Source organism: Gordonibacter sp., from assembly GCF_036667095.1.
GTDB lineage: Bacteria > Actinomycetota > Coriobacteriia > Coriobacteriales > Eggerthellaceae > Gordonibacter.
The window spans coordinates 1-16,486 of sequence record NZ_JAVWUP010000011.1; the positions used below are offsets into that span (position 1 = coordinate 1).

Here is a 16,486-nt window from a genome sequence, read left to right on the forward strand (position 1 = left end):
CGGTCGTGGCCTGGAAGCGGCTTTTCGTTATGTGAACGTTATTATAGCCACGGGAACGCGCCCACGCATGAAAACCTGCGGAAATGAAGAAATAACCGCAGCGGGAAGCCTGGTTTGATCAAGTTTCATGCAATCGTGCTTTTCCTGCAGCACTTTACAGAACTCGCCGTCGAAAGCCTCACCGCAAAAACGGGCCTCCTACTCACATCCCCAGCCACACCCGCACGAAGGGCACATAGCCCGCCACGAACACCACCAGTATCAACACCGGCAGCACGAAGCGCACGTACCCGTGGGCCCAACGAGGAAAGCGGATGCCCCGCCCCTGATCAGCCTCGGCCACAAACGCATCCCAACCCCATCCGCGCTTCGATGTGCAAAACACCAGCAGGATGAGGCTACCCAGTGGCAGCACAGTATTCGATATAAGGAAATCCTCGATAGCCTGGATGTTCCCGATGCCCGGCAGCTCGACGCCCGACCACACGTTGAACCCCAGCACGCACGGCAGCGACAAAACAGCCAGCACTACACCGTTTACCAAGCACGCCTTCGTGCGCGGCATATTCCACTCGTCCATGCTGAAGCCCACGATGTTCTCGAACACCGCAATGACCGTGGATAGCGCCGCAAAGCTCATGAACAGGAAGAACAGCGCACCCCAAAGTTGCCCGAACGGCATCTGGGTGAACACTGCTGGCAACGTGATGAACACGAGGCCCGGTCCGCTACCCGGCTCGACGCCAAACGCAAAGCATGCCGGGAAGACGATGAAGCCTGCCATGATGGCCACCAAGGTATCCAACCCTGCAATGTTCAGTGCCTCGCCCGTAAGGCGGCGATCGCGGTTGATGTAGCTGCCGAAAATGGACATGGAGCCCACGCCGACCGACACCATGAAAAACGCCTGGCCCATGGCTGCGAACACCGCATCAAAAAACGTGGGCCACCCGTCAACGAACAGCTTGCTGAAATCGGGCGTCAGGTAAAACGCCAAGCCCTCCTCGGCACCCGGCAGTGTCACCGCACGCACGCACAGCACGACCAGCACCGCCAACAGTGCCGTCATCATCACCTTGGTTACGCGCTCGATACCTTTCTGCAAACCCGCACGGGTAACCAGCACGCCAATACCCACCGTCAAAAACATGTAGGCTGCCGATTCAAAGGGATTGCCCACCAGCCCATCGTACACCGCCGACACGCCTGCCGCATCCAGCCCCTCGAACGTGCCCATAGCGCTGCGCACCATGAAGGCCAACATCCAGCCGGTAATTACCGTGTAGAACATCATCAGCAGATAATTGCCGCCCAGCGCCACCCACTTGAAGCGATGCCACTTCGACCCCGCCGGCTCCAGCGTGTCGTAGCTGCGCGCGATGCCCTTCTGGCTTGCACGCCCCATCGAGAACTCCATGATGAGGATAGGCAGTCCGAACACCAGCAGGAAAAAGAGGATAAGCAGCACAAAAGCTGCGCCGCCGTATTGGCCCACGATATAGGGAAAACGCCACACGTTGCCCAACCCGATAGCGCACCCAGCGCTGATCAGGATGAACCCGAGTCGCGATCCGAACTTTTCCCGAGCTACCACGAGCATTTCCCCGTTCTTCACGAATTGATACAAGCACGCGAGCATACTACCCGATGCCGTCAAAAAAACACAGGTGGACACCCCTTTGGGTACCCACCTGTTGCATACGGCCGAAAGAGAGCAGAACGCCTAGGCGTTCTTCAAAAACGCCTCGTAACCTTTGAACGCCTCGTAGATGTCGGCTTTGCTGGTAACTTCCCACGGAGCATGCATCGAGAGCACCGCCACACCCGAGTCGATAACCTCCATGCCGTACTTGGCAGGAATATAGGCAATGGTTCCACCGCCGCCTACGTCTACTTTTCCCAACTCGGCCGTCTGGAAGGACACGCCGGCATCGCCCATGATACGGCGGATGCGCGCCATGTACTCGGCACTGGCATCGTTGGAGCCGCTCTTGCCGCGGCTACCCGTATACTTGTTGAACACCAGGCCGCGTCCCAAATAGGCTGAGTTCTTCGCCTCGAAGGCAGCGGCATAAGCCGGGTCGAAGCCAGCGGACACATCGGAGGACAGCATGCTCGATGCCGCAAGTGCGCGGCGCAGCGGCAGAGAGCCCCCTTCGCCCGCAAGTTCCATAAGCTCGGCTACCGTGTTCTCGAAGAACTGCGAAGCCATGCCGGTAGCTCCTACACTGCCGATCTCCTCTTTGTCCACCAGCACGCAAAGCGCCGTCTTTTGCGGCTGCTCGACCGCCAGCTGCGCAGCGAGCGAGGTGTAGGCGCACACGCGGTCGTCCTGCCCGTAGCCGATGACCATGCTGCGATCGAAGCCCAGGTCGCGAGCGCGCCCCGCCGGCACCGCTTCGATCTCGGCCGAGAGGAAGTCTTCTTCGGCAATGTCGTATTTCTCAGCCAAGAGTTTAAGCGCGAACGCTTTCACCGGCTCCTTTTCGGCCAGCTTTTCAAAAGCGGGGCGATCGTCGTCCTGGCCCTCACCGACGTCAGGTTCCTTCTCGACAACAAGCGGGCGGTTGCCTATCAGGATATCGAGATTCTCGGCCTCGATAACCTCAGTGGCCTTCTTCTCCATCTGCTTGTTCGCCAAATGAACCAAGAGATCGGTCACGCAGAACACCGGATCGCCTTCGTCTTCGCCAACCTGCACATCCACCACGGAGCCGTCGATTTTCGCAATCACGCCGTGCAGCGCCAGCGGCAACGTGACCCACTGGTAGTTCTTGATGCCACCATAGTAGTGCGTATCGAGGTAGGCGAGGCCGTTGGCCTCGGCAAGCGGGTTCTGCTTGAGATCGAGCCGCGGCGAGTCGATGTGAGCGCCCAGGATATTGAACCCCTCGACGAGCGGAGCGGTGCCCACGTGGGCCAAAATGAGCGCCTTGCCGCTAGCCTGCGCCCACACCTTGTCGCCGGGATGCAAGGCGCGCCCTTCCCGCACGGCCTCGTCAAGGCTCTTGTAACCGTGCTCCTCCGCCTGCGCGATGGCGGCGACAGCGCACTCGCGTTCGGTCTTGTTGTCGGAGATGAAGCCGATGTATTCGGCTGCTAATTGGTCGAGTGATTCGAGATCGGCCTCGTCGTACTTCTTCCAAGCTACGTCGTGCTCCATGAGCATCCCTTTCGCGACAGAACAGCGCCTGTCCCCTCTGGTCTTTGTTGTTTTCCATTATCCATAAAGGTTGTCAATATGCTAGCCGCCCCACGTCAAACGCACGAAACGCTTCAGCAACAACTATGGATGTTCCAAGGAGCAAGCTCCGAAATAGATTACCCTCTTGCATCGTATCCATCAAAGTCGTAAGATAGCCTTATTGAGATTTTGTCTCAATAAGAAAGACGAGATACAGAACCCAAAGGAGATAGCCCATGAAAATGCGCGAGCAGATTCCCACCGCAGAGAACACCACCAACTTCGATATCGTTTCCGACAGCACGACCGCGGTCGGCTCCACGCTCGACAACCTGAAGTCCGCCATCGGTGGCGAGACGGGTGCCTCCGCCAAGTATGCCGCTTTCGCCAAGGCCGCCAAGGAGCAGGGCTACGACCAGATCGCCCGCCTGTTCGAGGCCACCTCTGCCGCCGAGCAGATCCACATCGGCCTCGAGTACGCCCTGGTCGCCGAGAGGGAGCCTGGCTACGAGAAGCCGGTCGCTCCTGATTGCTCCGGCGAGCAGACCGACCTGAACCTCATCTCCGGTGCCTGTGGCGAGATTTACGAGACCTCCGACATGTACCCCTCCTTCATCAAGAAGGCCCAGGAAGAGGGCGACACCAAGGCCGTCCAGGTGTTCACCCGCGCTAAGCTGGCCGAGTCCGTGCACGCCGAGCGCTATCTGGCTGCGTACAACGACATCGATGCCGCTGACGATGACAAGTTCTACCTGTGCCCCATCTGTGGCTACATCCACAAGGGCGAGGACTTCGAGAAGTGCCCCATCTGCTTCTGCCCGAAGAGCACCTTCACCGCGTTCTAGGCCCTCACCAAACACTCTGCGTTCTCCCCCATCGAACGCATCTTTTCCCAAAGATGCCGCCTTCCCAGGCGGCATCTTACATTTTGAGCGAGCAAGCAACCGGGATGAACCAGCGATCCATCAGCCGCTTGGAAATGGGAAACACCAACCCTACCGTGCGAACGCTCGATCGGCTGGCAAAAGGGTTCGGAAAGCGGCTTGAAATCCGGTTCGTCTGAACACAGGTGCAAAACTGCGCTACCATAGCGATTCACTAGAGAAAGCAGGCCGCACCCATGAGCATCCCCGGCGAACCATCATCGGCATCTCCTACCGTCGAGGGAATCCTCGCGCACAACCGCAACTTCGTGGAGCAGCGCGCCTACGAGCAATATGAGACTGATAAGTTTCCCGACAAGAAGCTGGCCATTGTGTCGTGCATGGACACGCGCCTGACCGAATTGCTCACCGCAGCGCTCGGGTTGAAGAACGGCGATGCGAAGATCATCAAAGTCGCAGGCGCAGAAGTGTCGCACCCCTTCGGCAGCGTCATGAGATCGTTGCTGGTGGCTACGTGCGAGCTGGGTGTTGAGGACATCATGATCGTGGCACACACGAACTGCGGTGCGCAGCACATGAGCGGCCACGGCATGATCGAAGAGATGCGAACGCTCGGCGTGTCCGACGAGCGCATCGAATTCGCACGGCACTGCGGCATCGACTTCGAGCGTTGGCTCGCCGGCTTCGGCGACACCGAGGAGGCCGTGCGCAAGAGCGTCGACATGGTGCGAAACCACCCCGTCATGCCACCACGCGTGCGCGTTGCCGGCTTCATCATGGACTCCGTCACCGGCGAGCTCGTGCCCGTTGACTGCTAGCTTCCTAGCAGCTTAACGCCGCCTCCAGCACTAGGTCGCGCATGCATTCCTCGGACGTGAACGGCACGTACACGTCGGGCGCTATGCCCTGTCCAAGCATGCCGCGTCCTTCGTGGGCGGCTTCCGTCTTGCTGATAGGATACACGAGCGAGAATTTCTCGTCGAACGCCACCGCAATGAGGTTCGCGTAGTCCAACCCGCCGCGGGTGGCACGACCCACTCGGCGCACTTTGCCGCAACCTTGGGCTGCCGCACGCTCGGCAATGGCCGCCAACCGCTCGGCGGCGCCGCGCGTGCGCACGTCGGTGAGCAGAAACACCTGCTGGCCCTCCGGTGCGGGCGGGAACAGCATGTCTTCCTCGAACTCGGCTTCCTTCACGAACCCTTGCCCTGCACAGGCGGCAACATGGTCGATCTCAGCCTGTACCCATTCCCTACCCGATGCATCGCTCCTGTCCAACAGCCGCGCCAGCTGGCCGGAGCGCAGGTGTGCGTTGCGCTGCGTGTAGCGGGTGTACACGAATTCCTGTCCCACGAGGTCTTTCAGGTTCACCTCACGATCGAAGAACAATGCCATGAGTGGGTAGGCGTTGCCGATCATACCCTCCTCGGCATCCCGCACGTCTATGATCACGCGCCGAGCATGGGCCAACTCGTCGAAGTGCTGCTGCATCGCACTCAGCACCGAATCGTCCACGAAGTGATGCACGCGGACGACCACGGCACGCTCATCGCCGTCCGGACCCACGCCGTCCAGCACCTCCACCGTCGGCGGACGCAGGCTTTGCACAAAACCCGGCCGGGGGAAGCGCTTGATGGAAATATCCTCCTCCGTGCCGTCGGCATGGCGCACCAGCACGTGGGCACAACGCGCCACCATCTCATCCCACAGTTGGCGTTCGGGGTCGCTGCCGTTCACGGGGTTGCCGATCAGCGAGGACAGGTGCTCGTCGGGCTTGCTCTCGTTCAGCAGCACCAGCGCATCGCCCAATGTGAGGCGCACCTCCTCGCGCACCTCGGTCACGTACAGCGCATCGCCGAAGCGGCGCACCGAGAACCCGCAGGTAAAAGGCTGCCAATCGGCTTCGGGCGAGGCTTCGAACGAGAGGTTCGGGTCCATGAACCCGGCAAGGTACTGGCTCAGGTACTGCATGAACAACCCATCGTCGAGCGCGCCCGCCTTCCCGGCGGAGGCGAACGCCGCAAGCCACTGCTGCGCATCGTTGCGCGAAGTGCATTCGGGCTGGCCCGCATAGTCTTCTTCCAGAATCTGCATGACCGCTCGCAGAACCATCTCGCGCTTCTCCGCCATGGGTGCTTCCTCCGCTTTCCTCTTCCGGCACTCAACCGCATTGTCGTCTTGCACCATTATAGCGAGGGGCACTCTTTTCCGAGCACCCCTCAGGAGGAAAGGCAATCGTCGTCGCAAGTCGCCGTGCCTTTTACCCCAGGCCTCGACGGTGTCCTATAGCCCTTCCCCCGCAGAAAGCAGCACGTCGCCTTCGAGCGACGCGATGTGCACGCCGAGTACGCGCCCCTCACTCACCAGCATCCGACCCGTACAGCGGGGAAAGCCGCCACGCGGGCGGAACGCAGCGCCCGGGCAGACGACGTAGTCGGCAGGACGGGCATCCTTGCCCAAGAGCAATTCGGGCACATGCGTGTGGCCGTGCACGCACACTTGCGGGATAGGGTCGCCCGCCGCCAAACCGGCGCAGCCGTTGAAGCCGATCTGCACATCGCGCGGGTAATGCGCTACGAGAAACCTCACGCCGTCGATGACGGGATGGGCGAACCGCCCCACACGCGACCCGTACTCGTCAAAGTCGTTGTTGCCCAGCACCGCCGTCACCGGAGCCAGCGCCTCAAGCGCGTGCAGCACGTCGGGGCCGCCGATATCGCCCGCATGAATGATATGGTCCGCATCGGCCAGAGCAGCCAATGCCTCGGCGGACAACCGTCCGTGCGTGTCGGATACGAGTCCGATAATGGTCATGGCCGCCCTTCTTTCATCATCGATCCAAACCTTCCGTTCCGTGCCCCTATAGGATACGCCATGCGCCTTCTTCTATGGCGGCCATAATGACGACCATACCGTCGCATGTTCGATCGCCCAGACCAAGGACGGCGGTTATGGACGCGACATCGCTTGGCGCTTGGCGCTTAGCGCTTGGCGCAGGACCCCCGCCTCGATAGCGGCTCCTTATCCAACGCATTCCCGAACTTTCCTGTTTGAAAGCCCACATACGCATCTCGCGGCAAGCAAACATACCTACTCCGATCTTGGCTTTTCTTCTTCCCATGGCGAACAGGTGACGGAAATCTTACAAATTGGCACTCTCGACCCGACAGTGCCAATTTGCGGTAAACTAGGTCTACAACACAAAAGGGTGTGCAACACGCAGGCGCCCGTAAGACGAAGGCAGCCGACTCCGCAAGCACATCCGCACCTTTTAGGAGATGATGACTATGGCTATGATGGTACCCATGAGAAGGAATCGCAATCTGTTGAGCACGCTGATGACCGACCCGTTCGACGCGTTCTTCGACGCCGCTTCCGCCCCCGTGCAAAAGATGGCACCCACGCTGATGCGCACGGACATCAAGGAGACCGACGAGGGCTACGAGATGACCATCGACCTGCCGGGCTTCAAGAAAGACGATGTACAGGCCGAGCTGAAGGACGGATACCTGTCCATCACCGCTCAGACGCAAAGCGAGTCCGAAGAAAAGGACGACAAGGGCACGTTCGTCCGCAAGGAGCGCTTCAGCGGCAAATGCAGCCGCACGTTCTTCGTCGGCGAGGATATCGAAGACGACGACATCAAGGCGAAATTCGAAGACGGCGTGCTGAGAATCGCTGTTCCGAAAAAGCAGGAGCAGCCCAAGCTCGAAGAGAAAAAGACCATCGCGATCGAAGGCTAAAAGCCCGAAGCCGCGTGGCATATAAGGCAAGCGTCGAAAACTCGGCGACGCGAGCCGCATGGACAATCGGAAGGCGACCACTATGGTCGTCTTCCTGCTATCATGGGCGAAGCAGCACCTTCGTACCGCGCTTCAACCCACCGGCTCCTCCCAGACATCCAGATGCCCGCCGCCCCCTCCCCGGTTGCCTATTCGCGGCAAAAGCATGGCAGTGCTGCTATTTTATGGTAAAATATCTGCTATTTTAGAACGAATGTTTCACCTGAAGCACATGACCGCCGCTTTCCGGAAAGATGAAAAGGCGGCAGACGGCAAAATGCAGGACGAACCGCCGAAAGGATCGATTCATGGATGACCAAACGCACCGAGACATCGACTTGCTCCGCCAATGGGTGGGCGACACGCCACGGAGCGGCATGGTGTTCTTCGGCGGCGCAGGCGTATCCACCGAGAGCGGCATCCCCGACTTCCGCAGCCCTGACGGGCTCTACGCACAGAAATACCCCCATCCACCCGAGCAGATGATCAGCCGCAGTTTTTTCGACGAACATCCCCGCGAGTTCTTCGACTTCTATGCAGATCGCATGCTCGCCTTGGATGCCAAACCCAACCGCGTCCACCAGAAACTTGCCGAGCTGGAGCACGCTGGCACGCTGCATGCGATCATCACGCAGAACATCGACGGCTTGCACCAGCAAGCCGGAAGCAAGCGCGTGTACGAGCTGCACGGCAGCGTGCTGCGCAACTACTGCACGGGATGCAAAGCGGCGTACTCTGTCCACGAATTGCTTGAACTGCGCGCGCAGGCAGCCGACGGCATCCCCCGTTGCCCCGCGTGCGAAGCCATCGTGAAACCCGATGTCGTCCTGTATGAGGAAGCGCTCGACGAAGAAACGCTCAAAGGGGCTGTTGATGCCCTTGCGCAGGCCGACCTGCTAGTGGTTGCCGGTACGTCGCTGGCTGTCTATCCGGCAGCAAGCCTGATCGATTTCTTCAGCGGTCGGCACCTCGTCATCGTGAATCGCACCCCTACCCCGCGCGACCAGACAGCCGACCTCTGCATCGCGGCCAATGTCGGCGAGGTGTTCGATTTTTGAGTTGAGTCCCCTCCCTCGCGAAACGACCGCATTCCTCAATTGAAAGGACCTTATATGGGCAGCATACCCACTTTGACCGGCATCCAACAAGTATCCGATGGCTGGATCAAGAAGTACGTGCTGACGTACACGCTGCCCGACGGGTCAGCTTACGAATACGAAAGCGTGTCGCGCAAACCGCTGGAGGCGTATCGCCAAGAGCTGGAAGGTAATGCGGCGGGCGCGCAGCCAAAAGCCGATGCGGTATGCATCGTGCCGCAAACACCGGACGGCAAGCTCGTGCTCATCCGCGAGTTCCGCTATCCGCTGAACAGCTGGTGCATCGCCTTTCCCGCCGGTCTCGTGGATGCAGGCGAAACGCTTGCCGCTTGCGTCGACCGTGAGCTGCGCGAGGAAACGGGCTACGCCCTGCGCGGCGACCTGGGCGAGGCGGCGCTCAATCCGCTGCCGCAAGCAGGCTTCTCGTCCACTGGGCTCACCGATGAAACGGTGCACGTCGTGTTCGCGCAGGTGCAGAAGGCACACGATGCCCAGCCGGAACCCGGCGAGTTCATCGAGCCGTTCGAACTGGCCATCGAAGACGTACCGCGCTTCCTGTCCACGAACGAAACTCCCATCGGCACCCGCGCGCAACTGGTTCTAGAGGCGTTCGCCCGCAGACGCTGAGCCTCGGCTGCTGCAGCGTTTTTCCTTCCCCAAGCTAACCTGGCTGCAACCAGCCTGCTGAGGGAGATCCGCTCTTCGATTTGTCTACGTCAAGCAGTCAGTTCATCTCCGCCATCTTATCAATCGCCTTCAGCACTTGCCGCACTTGATAGTGAGCTTCTAGCGCGCACGCGTCCATGGATGCCGCCTCGCAGGTTGGGGACGCCTTGCGCAGGGTCGAGGTTCCAGTTCGCATCGGGAAACAGCATGCCGTCGTTGTGCAGGCGGGCGCTCTCGAGCTTGGCTTGCGATGTGGCGGCTTCAGGTTTCCACCAGCCGTGGGGAATGCGCAGGGTACCGACGGGCTGGGCCTCGTCGAGATGGACCATCAACTCGACCTGTCCATAGGCGCTTTCCACCACGCACCACTGGCCTTCCGCAAGCGCCTCGTCGCGCGCATCGGCTGGGCTTATAAACAGGCGTGGCTCGGGTTCCTCGGCACGCAAGCTGGGCATCTGGTGCAGGTTCGTGTTGTACGACTTCCGATCCCGCGAGCCGGCGAACAGGATATACGGGTACGTTCCGTCGGATGCCGGATCAGTCGGCTCCTCGTATGCGGGGAGCGGGTCGAACCCGAGCTGTTCGAGCACCGAGCTTTTCAGCTCTACGCTCCCCGAGGGAGTTACGAACTTTCCTATGGCGACCAACTCGTTCGCCGCCCCGCCTTGGCGAACCAGGTCATCCCAGGTAACCCCAAGCGGGGCAAGCCGCCAGTCGTAGAGCGCATGCTCGTCTTTCCAAGGAAAATCCTCGGCGAATCCCAAACGATCGGCCAGCCCCTTCACCACGTAGTACCAATTCTTGCACGCTCCTACCGGCTCGCGGAACGCCTGGCCGGCGACGAAACCGGGGCCCACGTCGAACGCCGAGCCCAGCACGTCGCGCTCGGCCCACATATCACCCGGCAGCACGTAGTCGGCCAGGCACGCCGTGGGGGTCATCCAGTGCTCGAACACCACGACGAGGTCTTGGCCCATGAACGCGTCAACGATGCCCTGCTGCCCGGCATAGCTCATGGTTGTATTGTTCGCAACAGAGAACAACGCTTTCACCGGATAGGGGCCCTCACCGCGCATCGCCCGGAAAAGCGTCGCTGGGTCACACGAGCAGGACTCAGCCAGGATATCGGGCTCGTAAGGAACGCCTGCGCGTTCGTTTGCTTCGCGATAGAGCGACGACGCCGCAAAGGTGAGCAGCGGATGCGTGTCGCAGCCCAGCTGCAGGGCACGCTTGTCAGCAGGGAGCCAGTCGAAACGCGAGAGCTCGGCGTTGGTTACCCCTCCGACCGAGGGGCCCAGCACGCGTTCGCTAGTATTCAGGAACCCGCAGATGGCACGCAGAGCGCACTGTGCCTGCAGGAGCGACGTGGAGTTGCGCTGCATATCGCCGACAACGCCCCACGGGATGATAGCCGCATGCGCCCGTGCGTACACACGCGCCGTGGTGCAAACGGCCTCCTCGTCGATGCCGCAGATCTCCGCCACCCGAGCCGGCGGGTAGGCGGCCACGCGCTGCGCCAGATCGTCGAAGCCGAGACACTGCGACTCAACGAACGCCCGATCGTACAGCCCCTCCTCTATAATCACGTGCAGCCAGCCCAACGCAAGCGCCGCATCGGTGCCATAACGTATCCTGAGGTGATGGGTTGCCAGTTTCGCAGTAGGCGTCTCGCGCGGATCGACCACGATCAAGGATGCCCCTCGTGCCAAGGCGCCCTTCAACGCCAGATACTCGGCCGGCCAACGCTCCTCGTCGCGATGCTGGCCGAAATAGACAACGCAGTCGGTCGCCTCCCAGTTCGGTAGGGAGAACCACCCGTACGCCGCACGATGGACCTGCGCCGTGTTGCCCATACAGAGCGCTGTTGGCGCCGTATAGTTAGGAGAACCCAGGCGGCTCATAAATCGCCGCGTAATACCACCGAACCCCACGTTAAGCGGCATTTCGGCGAACGCCACCGCAGGCGCACCGTATGTCTCGACCACCGTATGCAGCCGCTCGGCAATCTCATCGAGCGCTTGGTCCCAGGAGATTTCCTGCCAGGAGGGGTTTCCGCGTTCGCCAACATTCTTCAGCGGCTTGGTAAGCCGGTCGGGGTGCAGCCGATACTCGTCGATCAAACGGGCCTTGGAGCAAAAAGCGGGGAATGCCCGATCAGCGGGGCCAACTCTCATGCAATCGCCCTCGAACTCAGCCTTGACCGCACAACCCCCATCGCAGAACACGCAGGTCGAATAACGCGTCTCCATGACGCCTCCTCACATCGAGCCGACCATCCCCCTAAGGGTCAAGTGTACTCACGTGCACAGCAGGACGCAAGGCAGAACCACCCGTCTCGAAGCGTCTCAAAGCGCAGCCCACCGTCTCATCACCCAAGGCGAAGGTGGTGCCATCCCATCTCGAAGCGTCTCGAAGTGCAGCTCCCCGCCCCCCGCATGCCGCCTTTGCAAGATCGTCAGGTCAGGCCAGCATACGACAGGAGCCAAGCCCGATTAGATACGGTTGATCACCTGGATCTGCAGGCCCTCCATAACATCAAGCACCTTTTCGTGCAGCGCGGGGTCGTGCGATGCTGTGCAAGCAGCATCGACGATGATGGGCACTTCGGGACAAGCGGTTTTCGCCAGCACGGCATTCGCCAGCACGCAGATGTTCGACACCAGCCCTACGATCTCGATACTGGCGAAAGGAGACTTGCCCACTTCGTCGGCCGCCCGCTGGGAGAGGCGGCTGCGCTCGAAAAATGCGGCAGAACCAAACGACGGCTTACGAAACACGGTATCCGTATCGCGCTGCAACAGCGCGATCTGCCCATACAAGTCGTGACCCGGCGTACCTTCGATGCAGTGCTCCACCGGCAAACCGCGGCCCTCCTGTGTTTTCAGGTAGTCACGATGATGGGTATCCAACGTGAACGCCACATCGTCGCCGGCCTCGCGATAGGCGGCAATCTTCTCGGCGATCGGACCCTCCAGCTTCTCGGCCCCGGGGAATCCGAGCGAACCGTCAACAAAATCGTTCTGGTAGTCAACAACCAACAAGAGCCGTTTCATGATCCCCCTCGCGTCGGACGCACAGCGTCCCCTCTGTCCGGTATCTACAAGCCGAGTCGCAGGCATCGAGCACCGACTGCGCCTTATCGCTCGGTATCGCGATTGTGGCGTTTTTCCGCCAATGCGTCAAGCAGCCATGCATACTCCTCTTGAACCCGTTCGTACGCAGCGGAAACAGGCTCGGAAACCTGCGCAACCTTGTCCATGATATCGTCGAAGGAGCACACAACCTCACCCACTACGGATGCGTCGATCAAGCCGCGGTCGCGCTGCTCGCCCAGAATCGCCAACACCTTCTCCTTGGGGTACGCCTCTTTGTAGCTACGCGTGCCCACCAGTGCGCTTACGATGTCCGCCACGGCGATAATGCGCTCGGGCAACGTCAGCTGCGAGGCAGACAAGCCGCGCGGATAGCCCGATCCGTCAAGCTTCTCGTGGTGCCGCACCGCCCTGCGCACAAGGCCATCGTCTACACAGCCGGCTATGATGCGCTCGGTCAGGACCACATGGGTGCGCATGATGGTCATCTCGGCATCGTCCAGCCGCCCCGGCTTCTCCAAGATCGACGGCGGTACGCCGATCTTCCCCAGGTCGTGAAGCAGTGCGCTGAAGTATACGCGCCCAGCCTCGTCCTCGTCCATCACCCTTTGCGTAAGCTCGTAGGCGACATGCGCCGTAGTGACCGTATGCGTAACCGTGTGCCTGCTGCGAAAGTCGATGACATGCACGATCATATCCAAACACGACATGGCCTTTTTTACTTCGAAGTCATCGCTGACAATCGCGAGCGGATTCTCGCGGCCAACGCCTTCGCGCAGAGCCGCCAGCGTGCCGAGCCGATGCTCGGAGCGCACGAACAGGTCGACGATCTCGGGTGCAAGCTCATCGGGGCAGAGCGATCCAAGCGCCTGCTGAACTTCGTCGATGGACAAGCCCGGCCGACCGAGCAGCAGCACGTCTGCGCGATCGGCTACGCACAGGCATTGCGCCAAAAAGCGTATGCGCTGGCCTTGATCGGTGAACTCACGGTTGGGCATATGGTGGTACAGGATCACTTCGGCGTACTCGGCAAGCGGCGAGAGTTCTTTGAAGAACAGGTAACCGTAGAAGGAATGCTCCCACACGCTTTCCGTCTCGAACTCGACGATTCGATCGATATCTTCGGTGCGATAGGCCCCGATATCGTGCAGCAACGCCGCCAGATACAGTGCGCGCCGCTGTCGTTGGGTGCATGAGCCCTCGGTTTCCAGCATAGCATCGAACATCTGGGCAACACGGTAGCCATGGTCGACCAAGCGTGCATCGACGCAGTTGAGTGCACGGCCGATCATCACGGCCACATCCTCAAGGCTCAAATCGACATCCGGCCCTATCGGATGAGCCAGCCCCATCGGCGACGCGGCCGATATATGGCCCCGACGCCCGCTATCGTCCACAGCTAGCCGAGCTTTGCGATCTGAGCGCGAGCCCGAGCCAATTGCTCCTCGGTGTCGATGCCCACGACGTCAAGCCCTTCGGCCGCTACAAAACGCGTCTCGGGAATGCCGAACATCTTGGCAATGCCGCAGAAATACTCGTAGCCGAAATTCATGCCCTCAACGAACCCGCCGCACGTGGTGATGTACGTGAGGCTGCGCGCCTTGACGATGCCCTCACAACGCGCATCTTCCGTGTAGCGAAACGCGATATCGCATACGCTCACGTGCTCCAGGTATATTTTGAGCGTAGCCGGAAACGACAGGTCCCAATACGGTGTGCCGACAACGATATGGTCGGCGGCGGCAAATTGACGGGCCAGATCGAACAGGGGATCGTCCCATGCGCCAGCCTTCTGCTTGGCAGAACGATCGGCCACCATCTGGGCATCGAACGGCTTCAGATCACGTTCGGCCAGGTTAATTTCGGTTACTTCGCCGTCAACCGTACTCAGGTACTCGCGGCATAAGGAAAGCGTGCGGGAATCCTCCCCACGCATACAAGCGTTAACGAACAACGTCGTCATGAAAAGCTCCTTCTATCGATACGGCGCCCTCGCAAGGCGCGTGGTCTATAATAGCGCACCCGCGCCGAGAAGACGCGGGTGCGAAGTGTTCAAAACTCATTTTCAGCCAGAGGAATACGCATGTCAGAAACGCAATGCGTGGGTAAAGCCAGCCCAGCTGAGGTCGTCGGAATCACGAACAAGGGTGCCGAACGTGGGCGCATGCACGTAGTGCGTTCCGCCCTCGTTGCAGGCGATGCCCACATGGCCGTTGTAGCCGTCGCCGTAACCAACCCAAAGCACGTCGCCGGGCTGCGCCTGAGAAACAGGAAGGCGCGCCTTGGCCACACGATAAAGGTCTTCTGTCTGGTGAGGAAGCGAGATGCCCACCTGCAAATAAGCCCAGCGCACCAGCCCCGAGCAATCAAACGTATCAGGACCGGCAGCAGCCCACACATAGGGGCAGCCGATACGCGAAAGCGCGTAGTCCACCACCGATCCTTGCGAGGGAATGGGGGATGTCGCGCCTGAATAGCCGTAAGACTTCGAGCGCGCCGCGGCTATCTCGGCCTGGCGAGCAGCTTCCTGCTCTTGCGACAGCAATGCCTGGGCCTCCACATCGAGCTGAGCCACTAACGTCTGCAGTTCGGCTACGGTGCGCTCGGCCTCTTCTTTGATGCGCTGGGCCTCCACAGCCTTTTCGGCTGCGATCTGTTCCTGGCGCTCGAGTTCGACCTTCGCCTCCTCGATCTCGGTTCGCAGGTTTTTCGTCTGCTGAACCAACTCGGCATCGCCATCGTTGATGTGCTCGAGCAGATCCCAGTTCTTGGTGAATTCCTCGAACGTGCTCGCGCCCATAACGAAATCCAGGAACGTGGTCTGGCCCGTGCGGTACATGTTGCGCGCACGGCCGCCAAGTTTCTCCTGGACACCGACGATCTTCGCCGTGGCCTCGTCGATACGCGCCTGGGCATCGACGACGGCCTGCTGGGCCGCCGCATGCTCGTCGAGCGCTTTGTAGTATTGCTCGGAAACAACGTCCAGCTGAGCTTCCATATCCACAATGCGTGCGCGTACCGCATCGGCTTCGGCTGCCTTTTCGGCCGCCGTAGGATCGGCGAAAGCACGGCTCGGCTGCAGCAGCACCACAGCCCCGACGGCAAGAGCGCCGGTCAAAAACGTACGGCGGTCGAAGCCGTGCGCAGAATCGGTCATACGTCTACCTCCCTCGCGATCGGGAAGTGCTCTTAACACAAAACCCTAGGTCATCGATTATAGAGGACAGAGCAGCTCCTGCGATCAACATATCGATGACGACTATAACACGATCCTTCTGAACCGACAAAGCGCCTCCACGCGTCCTCCTTAGGGCCACATGAACGGGCGGTTTTCGCGCACTAAGGAAGCCGCCTGGCAAACAAACGCCAGGCGGCTTGGGAGGGAGGGGCATCGCTGCAACAGCTGCCCAACTGCTAAGTTCAAGAAAATGCAGCGCCCCTTCTATCACACATCGGGCTCTCCTTGCCAAAGCAAGGAGAGGGAGGGAGGACCCGATGCCGTGGCAGCTCGGTGAACCTGTTACTTCGCGGTGCCCTGCGCTGCGGCGAAATCGGCTGACTGCTGGCCCGACAGGCGGCCGAGCACCGAGTAGCCGCTCATAACGCACCAGTAGTCTCCGTTCATGATGCCGCCGGCGCATCCGGGCACCGCGTACAATCCGGGGATCGCGTGCCCGTGAACACCCATGACCTCAGTGTTCCCATTGATCTTCAAGCCGCCGAACGTCGCCATGATGCCGCCGACCACCGGGATGGCGTAGAACGGGGCCGTGCCGATGGG

The 16,486-nt window shown here is 60.5% G+C and carries 16 protein-coding genes; 6 read left to right on the forward strand and 10 right to left on the reverse strand.

The window, feature by feature from the left end; genetic code table 11:
- Window positions 1-202: 202 nt before the first annotated feature.
- Window positions 203-1,600, reverse strand: a complete 1,398-nt coding sequence (locus tag RR842_RS02225; protein WP_332728905.1) for a sodium-dependent transporter — start codon at window positions 1,598-1,600, stop codon at window positions 203-205.
- Window positions 1,601-1,723: 123 nt separating this feature from the next.
- Window positions 1,724-3,163, reverse strand: coding sequence for an aminopeptidase (locus RR842_RS02230; RefSeq protein WP_332514803.1), 1,440 nt, complete (start codon window positions 3,161-3,163; stop codon window positions 1,724-1,726).
- A 257-nt stretch (window positions 3,164-3,420) separates the two neighbouring features.
- Between RR842_RS02230 and RR842_RS02235 the strand changes: the two genes are divergently transcribed.
- Together RR842_RS02235 and RR842_RS02240 are read left to right on the forward strand one after the other, a co-directional pair.
- Entirely contained in the window at window positions 3,421-4,029 is a 609-nt protein-coding gene (locus RR842_RS02235; protein ID WP_332514802.1) for a rubrerythrin family protein, read from the forward strand.
- Between the two features lie 275 nt (window positions 4,030-4,304).
- The gene (locus RR842_RS02240; protein WP_332513593.1) at window positions 4,305-4,886 is read left to right on the forward strand and encodes a carbonic anhydrase; all 582 of its coding nucleotides are present in this window, start codon (window positions 4,305-4,307) and stop codon (window positions 4,884-4,886) included.
- A gap of 4 nt (window positions 4,887-4,890) precedes the next feature.
- On the opposite strand, the gene RR842_RS02245 is transcribed toward RR842_RS02240, so the two are convergent.
- The gene (locus tag RR842_RS02245) at window positions 4,891-6,198 is read right to left on the reverse strand and encodes a S41 family peptidase (RefSeq protein ID WP_332728906.1); all 1,308 of its coding nucleotides are present in this window, start codon (window positions 6,196-6,198) and stop codon (window positions 4,891-4,893) included.
- A 153-nt stretch (window positions 6,199-6,351) separates the two neighbouring features.
- Window positions 6,352-6,882 carry a metallophosphoesterase family protein gene (locus RR842_RS02250; RefSeq protein WP_332574440.1) on the reverse strand — a complete coding sequence of 177 codons (531 nt, stop codon included), beginning with the start codon at window positions 6,880-6,882 and terminating at the stop codon, window positions 6,352-6,354.
- 473 nt (window positions 6,883-7,355) lie between these two features.
- Here RR842_RS02250 and RR842_RS02255 point away from each other — a divergent pair, with 473 nt between their 5' ends.
- The 4 genes from RR842_RS02255 (at window position 7,356) to RR842_RS02270 (ending at window position 9,574) form a co-directional block, all read left to right on the forward strand.
- Window positions 7,356-7,811: an Hsp20/alpha crystallin family protein gene (locus RR842_RS02255; RefSeq protein WP_332513587.1), complete on the forward strand. Its 456-nt coding sequence runs from the start codon at window positions 7,356-7,358 to the stop codon at window positions 7,809-7,811.
- Window positions 7,812-7,893: 82 nt separating this feature from the next.
- Window positions 7,894-8,166, forward strand: a complete 273-nt coding sequence (locus RR842_RS02260) for a hypothetical protein (RefSeq protein ID WP_332728907.1) — start codon at window positions 7,894-7,896, stop codon at window positions 8,164-8,166.
- Window positions 8,159-8,908, forward strand: a complete 750-nt coding sequence (locus tag RR842_RS02265) for an NAD-dependent protein deacylase (protein WP_332728908.1) — start codon at window positions 8,159-8,161, stop codon at window positions 8,906-8,908. The genes RR842_RS02260 and RR842_RS02265 overlap by 8 nt, the downstream gene beginning before the upstream one ends.
- A 54-nt stretch (window positions 8,909-8,962) precedes the next feature.
- Window positions 8,963-9,574 carry an NUDIX hydrolase gene (locus tag RR842_RS02270; protein WP_332724422.1) on the forward strand — a complete coding sequence of 204 codons (612 nt, stop codon included), beginning with the start codon at window positions 8,963-8,965 and terminating at the stop codon, window positions 9,572-9,574.
- Window positions 9,575-9,693: 119 nt separating this feature from the next.
- On the opposite strand, the gene RR842_RS02275 is transcribed toward RR842_RS02270, so the two are convergent.
- The 6 genes from RR842_RS02275 to RR842_RS02300 form a co-directional block, all read right to left on the reverse strand.
- Window positions 9,694-11,862, reverse strand: a complete 2,169-nt coding sequence (locus tag RR842_RS02275) for a molybdopterin-dependent oxidoreductase (protein ID WP_332728909.1) — start codon at window positions 11,860-11,862, stop codon at window positions 9,694-9,696.
- A gap of 243 nt (window positions 11,863-12,105) precedes the next feature.
- Window positions 12,106-12,666: an isochorismatase family cysteine hydrolase gene (locus tag RR842_RS02280; protein ID WP_332728910.1), complete on the reverse strand. Its 561-nt coding sequence runs from the start codon at window positions 12,664-12,666 to the stop codon at window positions 12,106-12,108.
- An 83-nt stretch (window positions 12,667-12,749) separates the two neighbouring features.
- A complete protein-coding gene (locus RR842_RS02285) occupies window positions 12,750-14,102 on the reverse strand; it encodes an HD domain-containing phosphohydrolase (RefSeq protein ID WP_332728911.1) in 1,353 nt (450 codons plus the stop codon).
- Window positions 14,103-14,104: 2 nt separating this feature from the next.
- The gene (locus tag RR842_RS02290; protein WP_332518328.1) at window positions 14,105-14,668 is read right to left on the reverse strand and encodes an NAD(P)H-dependent oxidoreductase; all 564 of its coding nucleotides are present in this window, start codon (window positions 14,666-14,668) and stop codon (window positions 14,105-14,107) included.
- Between the two features lie 123 nt (window positions 14,669-14,791).
- Window positions 14,792-15,862 carry an NlpC/P60 family protein gene (locus RR842_RS02295; RefSeq protein ID WP_332554299.1) on the reverse strand — a complete coding sequence of 357 codons (1,071 nt, stop codon included), beginning with the start codon at window positions 15,860-15,862 and terminating at the stop codon, window positions 14,792-14,794.
- A 363-nt stretch (window positions 15,863-16,225) separates the two neighbouring features.
- Window positions 16,226-16,486: FAD-binding protein (locus RR842_RS02300; RefSeq protein WP_332728912.1), on the reverse strand; the 261-nt coding region annotated here is incomplete at its 5' end.

Bases quoted from the DNA above. Each gene is read 5' to 3' on its own strand.
- RR842_RS02225 (WP_332728905.1), bottom strand. From the start codon at position 1,600: ATGCTCGTGGTAGCTCGGGAAAAGTTCGGATCGCGACTCGGGTTCATC.
- RR842_RS02230 (WP_332514803.1), bottom strand. From the start codon at position 3,163: ATGGAGCACGACGTAGCTTGGAAGAAGTACGACGAGGCCGATCTCGAA.
- RR842_RS02235 (WP_332514802.1), top strand. From the start codon at position 3,421: ATGAAAATGCGCGAGCAGATTCCCACCGCAGAGAACACCACCAACTTC.
- RR842_RS02240 (WP_332513593.1), top strand. From the start codon at position 4,305: ATGAGCATCCCCGGCGAACCATCATCGGCATCTCCTACCGTCGAGGGA.
- RR842_RS02245 (WP_332728906.1), bottom strand. From the start codon at position 6,198: ATGGCGGAGAAGCGCGAGATGGTTCTGCGAGCGGTCATGCAGATTCTG.
- RR842_RS02250 (WP_332574440.1), bottom strand. From the start codon at position 6,882: ATGACCATTATCGGACTCGTATCCGACACGCACGGACGGTTGTCCGCC.
- RR842_RS02255 (WP_332513587.1), top strand. From the start codon at position 7,356: ATGGCTATGATGGTACCCATGAGAAGGAATCGCAATCTGTTGAGCACG.
- RR842_RS02260 (WP_332728907.1), top strand. From the start codon at position 7,894: ATGGTCGTCTTCCTGCTATCATGGGCGAAGCAGCACCTTCGTACCGCG.
- RR842_RS02265 (WP_332728908.1), top strand. From the start codon at position 8,159: ATGGATGACCAAACGCACCGAGACATCGACTTGCTCCGCCAATGGGTG.
- RR842_RS02270 (WP_332724422.1), top strand. From the start codon at position 8,963: ATGGGCAGCATACCCACTTTGACCGGCATCCAACAAGTATCCGATGGC.
- RR842_RS02275 (WP_332728909.1), bottom strand. From the start codon at position 11,862: ATGGAGACGCGTTATTCGACCTGCGTGTTCTGCGATGGGGGTTGTGCG.
- RR842_RS02280 (WP_332728910.1), bottom strand. From the start codon at position 12,666: ATGAAACGGCTCTTGTTGGTTGTTGACTACCAGAACGATTTTGTTGAC.
- RR842_RS02290 (WP_332518328.1), bottom strand. From the start codon at position 14,668: ATGACGACGTTGTTCGTTAACGCTTGTATGCGTGGGGAGGATTCCCGC.
- RR842_RS02295 (WP_332554299.1), bottom strand. From the start codon at position 15,862: ATGACCGATTCTGCGCACGGCTTCGACCGCCGTACGTTTTTGACCGGC.